6 protein-coding genes are annotated in these 5,790 nt (G+C 30.2%); 1 reads left to right on the top strand and 5 read right to left on the bottom strand.

The features are described 5' to 3' along the window. Positions 1–447 (top strand): helix-turn-helix domain-containing protein (locus VK071_08215; GenBank protein ID HLR35293.1); only part of this gene is annotated, 447 nt, incomplete at its 5' end. A 290-nt stretch (positions 448–737) separates the two neighbouring features. Here VK071_08215 and VK071_08210 read toward each other — a convergent pair. The 5 genes from VK071_08210 to VK071_08190 form a co-directional block, all read right to left on the bottom strand. Next, complete coding sequence (locus VK071_08210; protein HLR35292.1) at positions 738–1,940, bottom strand: aminotransferase class I/II-fold pyridoxal phosphate-dependent enzyme; 1,203 nt, start codon at positions 1,938–1,940, stop codon at positions 738–740. Between the two features lie 353 nt (positions 1,941–2,293). Then, a complete protein-coding gene (locus VK071_08205; protein ID HLR35291.1) occupies positions 2,294–3,241 on the bottom strand; it encodes a DUF4097 family beta strand repeat-containing protein in 948 nt (315 codons plus the stop codon). Positions 3,242–3,345: 104 nt separating this feature from the next. Then, positions 3,346–3,666: a hypothetical protein gene (locus VK071_08200; protein HLR35290.1), complete on the bottom strand. Its 321-nt coding sequence runs from the start codon at positions 3,664–3,666 to the stop codon at positions 3,346–3,348. Between the two features lie 140 nt (positions 3,667–3,806). Then, positions 3,807–4,970, bottom strand: a complete 1,164-nt coding sequence (locus VK071_08195; protein HLR35289.1) for an iron-containing alcohol dehydrogenase — start codon at positions 4,968–4,970, stop codon at positions 3,807–3,809. Between the two features lie 29 nt (positions 4,971–4,999). Then, entirely contained in the window at positions 5,000–5,635 is a 636-nt protein-coding gene (locus VK071_08190) for an L-fuculose-phosphate aldolase (GenBank protein ID HLR35288.1), read from the bottom strand. Positions 5,636–5,790 lie beyond the last annotated feature (155 nt).

Here is a 5,790-nt window from a genome sequence, read left to right as displayed (position 1 = left end):
ATTTCATGGGGAATTAGTGAAAACAAAGTACATAACTATTCTTTTAACAAAGCTTTTCTTGATGCCAAAATCTCTTTAGAAATTTTACATAATGAAAAGGAACCAGGATATAGAAACATCTATCATAATACTAGCATTTATAGATTATTATCAATACTTTCTAATGACCAAGACACTCAAACTATCATTATGGATATAATAGGTAATTTAATTCAGCATGACTCTGAAAACAATCTGGAGCTAATACATACTTTTAAAACTTATATAAAAAATAAAGGCAACGTAAGTAAAACAGCCCGCACCCTACATTTACATAGACAATCACTTTTATACAGGCTTAAAAGAATTGAGGAAATTACTGAATTATCTCTGGATAATGCCGATGATGTTTTCCTTTTGGAACTCTGTATTAGATTATGGGATAAGAAGGATAAATTGTTAATATAGCAAATAACTTCATTCTCATTTAAGTCAGATTTAAATAAGTTTTAAATACAAAATACTCCTTTCTAATATCTTAACTTCAATACTTCTTAGAAAGGAGTATTTTTAAATATATATTATAAAAAGATAACCCTTCCCTTATTATTAAGCCCCTTACTTCTCTATTTTTTGAATTTTTATATTTTTTTATTTTCTTTGTTTATTTTATTTGTAGAATAAAGTCTACTATCCACATATAATCGTATTTATTAGTTTTAGCAGACTTTCCCTGTTATAAATAAACTTTTATATATTTAATTGCACTCTTTTTCTACTATTTTTAAAGCTTGATCTAAATCAGCAATTAAATCATCTACATCTTCTACCCCAACTGAGATTCTTACTTGCCCATCTTTAATACCAACCTTTTCTCTCTCCTCTTTTGACATATCAAAGTGGCTCATAGTTGGCGAATGTTGGATCAAAGAATCTATATTACCTAGACTTGTTGCAAGACTAAATACTTTAACATTATCCATTAATATTTTACCTGCTTTCAAACCACCTTTAATATCTGCACTCATCATTCCACCAAATCCACCATGCATTTGTTTTTTAGCAGTCTTATGAGTAGTATGGCTTGGAAGTCCTGGGTAATAAACCTTTTCAACTTGTGGATGACTATCTAGAAATTCAGCTACTTTCATTGCATTTTCACATTGACGTTCCATCCTTATACCTAATGTTTTCATACCTTGCATTAACAGCCAAGCATCGAAAGGTGATATTACTGAGCCAAATACCTGTAGTATGGGAAACCTTGCCCTATCAATTAGTTTTTTACTTCCCGCTATAACTCCTGCCACTACTGTACCATGGCCGCATAAGAACTTAGTTCCACTATGAACTACTAAATCTGCTCCTAATTCTATAGGTTTTTGTAAATACGGTGAAGCAAATGTACTATCAACAATTAACTTTGCACCATTTTTATGGGCTATTTTAGAAATTTCTTCAATATCACTAATTCTTAATACTGGATTTGCTGGTGTCTCAACATAAATACATTTAGTATTTGGTCTAATTGCCTCTTCCACTTGAGATAAATCTGAGGTATCTACTAAGGATATTTTTATACCAAAGTCTGTTAGTACATTTTTAATTAGTGCAAAAGTACAACCGTAGATTACATCTCCTGCTATTACATGATCTCCATTTTTAAGTACTGTTAAAAGTGCTGTTGATATAGCTGCCATACCAGAGCCTACAGCTAATGCAGCCTCCGCATTTTCTAAAATGGCAATCTTTTTTTCTAATTCCGCCGCTGATGGACTACCAAATCTAGTATAAGTAAAGCCTTGATCTTGATTTTGGTTTAATCTAATAGCTTCATCAGTACTTTTAAATACATAAGTTGATGTTTGATAAATTGGACTGACATGGGCTCCTGTTATAGGGTCATGCTCTTGACCAGCATGAATTATCTTAGTGTTGAATTTCATATCTTTATAATCCATTATACTTCCTCCCTTTACTCGATTATTTATTTAGTCTAATTGCTTACGACTACTTCTATGATAATATATAAAATTCAACACATCATCTAACGAATTGTATGAATTTAAGCATTATAATTTAGTCAATATTTTACCTTTTTAAAAAAACCATACCTACCATATATACTGTATTAATAAACAGTTGTTATATGGCATTATGATTTTACTGATTTGCAGAATATTCATTTACAAAAAATTAGAAACCTCAAATTTTTTATCGTTAAAAGCTCCTTGTACATCAACTATAATTAGAGCCCTGTTTGTTTTATTCACAAAATCCCCACTAACTCATTTAGAATTTAAAATGTATATCTTTATTTAGTTTCTATTTTTATACTCCCTAATTCTACTGAAGTCATAATTTTATTTTTTCCATCACCTATTCTGCCTTTTAGCTTAGTATTCGACTTTTCATTAACTTCTAATGGAAAATCAGACTTTATATTTCCTAAACTAGTATCAGCTTCAATATAAAAACTTGAATTTTTAGGCAACTTGATTTTAATACTACCAGAATCAGATTTAGCAACTATATCCGAATTTAAATCATCATACTCTAATTCTATACTTCCTAAATCAGTCTCAACTTCTAAATCACCGACAATATTTTTTGCCTCTATAGATCCTACGTCAGCAGACAACTTGTTTTTTACAGAGGATACATTATCTATTGATATCTTCCCCAAGGAAGACTCTACATTTACTTCCTTTGTATCTACATTCTTAATATTTATATCACCTAAATCTCCTTTTACATATAATTTATCTAATTCTAAACCTTCAATTTGTATAGAACCTAGATCTGCTTCAAGATTTAAACTATTCGTATAAGAACTAGGAATAATAATATCTAAATATAAATCTATCTTTGGTGAAAGATTAATTTTATAATTACTTTGTGCCTTAGCATTAATAGTAAGCTTATTACCTGAAGATTTTGTATTTAAGTTTGTTCTAATATTAGAGGGAATATCTCCATAATAACGTACTGAAATATCTTCTCTCTCTTCGGAAATAATATTAACTTTTGCAAAGGTCACTTCTATATCGATTTTATTTATTCCATCAATATTTACAGTATCTTTTTCATCTATGTCCCTATAATCTTTTGAATTTTCTTTATCATTAGATTCCCACGGATTAAATCTTATATTAAATATATGACCTGGCTTATTTCCTGATAAATTCCCGAGTAAAAATATTGCTCCAATAGCTATCAATATAATACCTATTAATATAGTTACTAATCTTTTTATAATCACTTACTACCCCCTATCTTTTAGTTTTAAAATATTAAACAAACTGTGTTTTTGCTATCCTTTTATCTTGCCCAGTTCTCTACAACCTCTATTATTCTAACCGTTCCCTATATCATATCATCGTCTAATTTTTGTGCTTCTTCTGCAATTTGTTTATGAGAAATAATAATATTATCAAGATAAACAAGAGATAATTTCCTCTCATATAGAAACAGATATACTTTGGCTCCTTCACTAATAAGTTCATCGATTATCTTCTTTAACCTTTTTAACTCATCTGTATCAAAATAATCGCATTCAAAAACAATATCATTATTTTCTATTTTTTCTTTAATTTCTTTAATACTTAAATTGGATTTTTTCCTAATAATTGAGATATACTTTATAATATTTTTATCATTTTCAATTTTCATTTTCATCAAAACCATAAAGTGTTCCTCCATAAAATTTATTCTTATTAATCCAAGATAACACCAATATGATTTTTCATACTCACCTTTATTATATAACTTTTAACACAAAAAGAGCACCTAAATTTCAACGGTGCTCTTTTATATTAATTGTTATATTAAGTTGCTAACTTTAATATACTTATTACATCTTCTTTATAAAGAGGTTTAAAGCTTCCTACTGGACCATTCTTTGTACATTTTTCAGCCATTAGTTCAAATTCATCTGTAGGTATATTGTATTCCGTCAAAGATACCGGCATATTTATATCCTTAATAAAGTTTTCAAAGCTTTCAATACCTTCTAAGGCTATTTCCTCTAGGGTTTTATTATCTTTTGATACACCAAAGACCTTTACAGCAAATCTGGCAAATCTATTTAAATTCTTCTTATATACATATTTCATCCATGCAGGCAAAATAATAGCTAAGGTTACTCCATGGGTAGTACCATATAATGCTGTTATTTCATGGCCAATCCTATGGCTGCCCCAGTCCTCTTCTCTACCTAAGCCTAAAATACCACCATGAGCAATTGTACCACCTAACATAATTTCAGCTCTTGCATCGTAGTCATTAGGATTTTCTTTTAGTTTATATCCATTCTTTATAACTGACCTTAATGTAGCTTCACTTAATTCATCTGTTAAATCTACATTAGTAGTATGAGTAAAGTACCTTTCTAAAACATGAGATATAATATCCACAATCCCTGCGAAAGTCTGGTGTTCGGGTAAAGTCAAGGTAAGTTCTGGATTTAATATTGCAAACTCTGGTCTTAAACAATCATCTTCAATTCCTCTTTTAAGCATACCTTCTTCATTTGTAACTATTGAGCTAGAGCTTGTTTCGCTACCTGTGGCTGGCAATGTAAGAATAACTCCAATAGGTAGTGCTTCCCTAAAAGTCCCTTCTCCTGTGAAACATTCCCAGATATCTCCCTCATAGGGCACCCCTGCAGCTATAGCTTTAGCTGAATCTATTACACTTCCACCACCTACAGCTAGTATAAAAGAAATATTTTCTTCTTTACAAATTTCTATTCCTTCTCTAACTAAAGTAAGTTTCGGATTTGGCTCTACACCAGAAAGTTCTATTATTTCTATTCCCTTTTCATTTAACAACTTAATAACCTTATCATATAAGCCAGTTTTTTTAATACTTCCTCCCCCATAATGGAGAAGTATTTTCTTATGGCTTTCAGATAATACTTCTGGTAATTGGTCTACAGAGTCCTTACCGAAAACTAATTTTGTTGGATTATAATATTCAAAACTATTCATTTAATCCCTCCAATTTCTGCCTTAGTTAATTATTTATATCTATAGGTATTAAACTTTTTCATAACTTCGTCCATTTGATCTTTTGATAATAAATTTGGTTCTCCTAAAGTTTTAGTTAAATAATATATTTCTGATACAAATTCTAAATGCTCTGCTGTAGAAAAAGCTCTTCCCACATTAGTTCCTAAGGCAATAAGCCCATGATTAGCTAGTAGGACGGCATTTCTATCTCCTATACTTTCCAAAGCATTTTCTGCTAACTCTTGGGAACCATAAGTTGCATATTTAGCACATTTTACATCATATCCAGCAAAGCCTATTAAATAGTGTACAGGCTTTAAATCCCAACCCATGGAAGAAATAGCAGTAGCAAATTTAGAATGGGTATGAACAATAGCATTAGCATCTTCTCTATTTTTATAAAAAATCAAATGCATCCCTATTTCACTTGAGGGTTTTAAATCCCCTTCTATTACTTCACCATCTAAATTAACAATTACTATATCCTTAGGTTTCGTTTCAAAATAGTCTAAACCACTGGGGCTAATTGCAACTAGACCTTTTTCTCTATTGAAAATACTAATATTTCCTCCTGAACCTGTAGTTAAATTATGAGTTATAAGTTTTCTCCCATATTCTACAATTAATTCTCTTTCCTTCTTCATCTAAAAAAACCTCCCTAAATTTATCTACTTACTTTCTAATAATATTGAGCAACTTCCGTTTCAAAATATCTATGAAGGTCATAGGGAGCATATATTCCTTTATCAGTCACTACACCACTTACAAGATGAGGAGGAGTTATATCAAAAGATGGGTA

The organism is Tissierellales bacterium (genome assembly GCA_035301805.1).
Lineage (GTDB): Bacteria > Bacillota > Clostridia > Tissierellales > DATGTQ01 > DATGTQ01.
The sequence above is the reverse complement of the archived record's forward strand: the minus strand, read 5'-3'. Positions and strand labels throughout refer to the sequence as shown.

Coding starts and splice junctions, on each gene's coding strand:
- VK071_08210 (HLR35292.1), bottom strand. CDS start 1,940: ATGGATTATAAAGATATGAAATTCAACACTAAGATAATTCATGCTGGT.
- VK071_08200 (HLR35290.1), bottom strand. CDS start 3,666: ATGGTTTTGATGAAAATGAAAATTGAAAATGATAAAAATATTATAAAG.
- VK071_08195 (HLR35289.1), bottom strand. CDS start 4,970: ATGAATAGTTTTGAATATTATAATCCAACAAAATTAGTTTTCGGTAAG.
- VK071_08190 (HLR35288.1), bottom strand. CDS start 5,635: ATGAAGAAGGAAAGAGAATTAATTGTAGAATATGGGAGAAAACTTATA.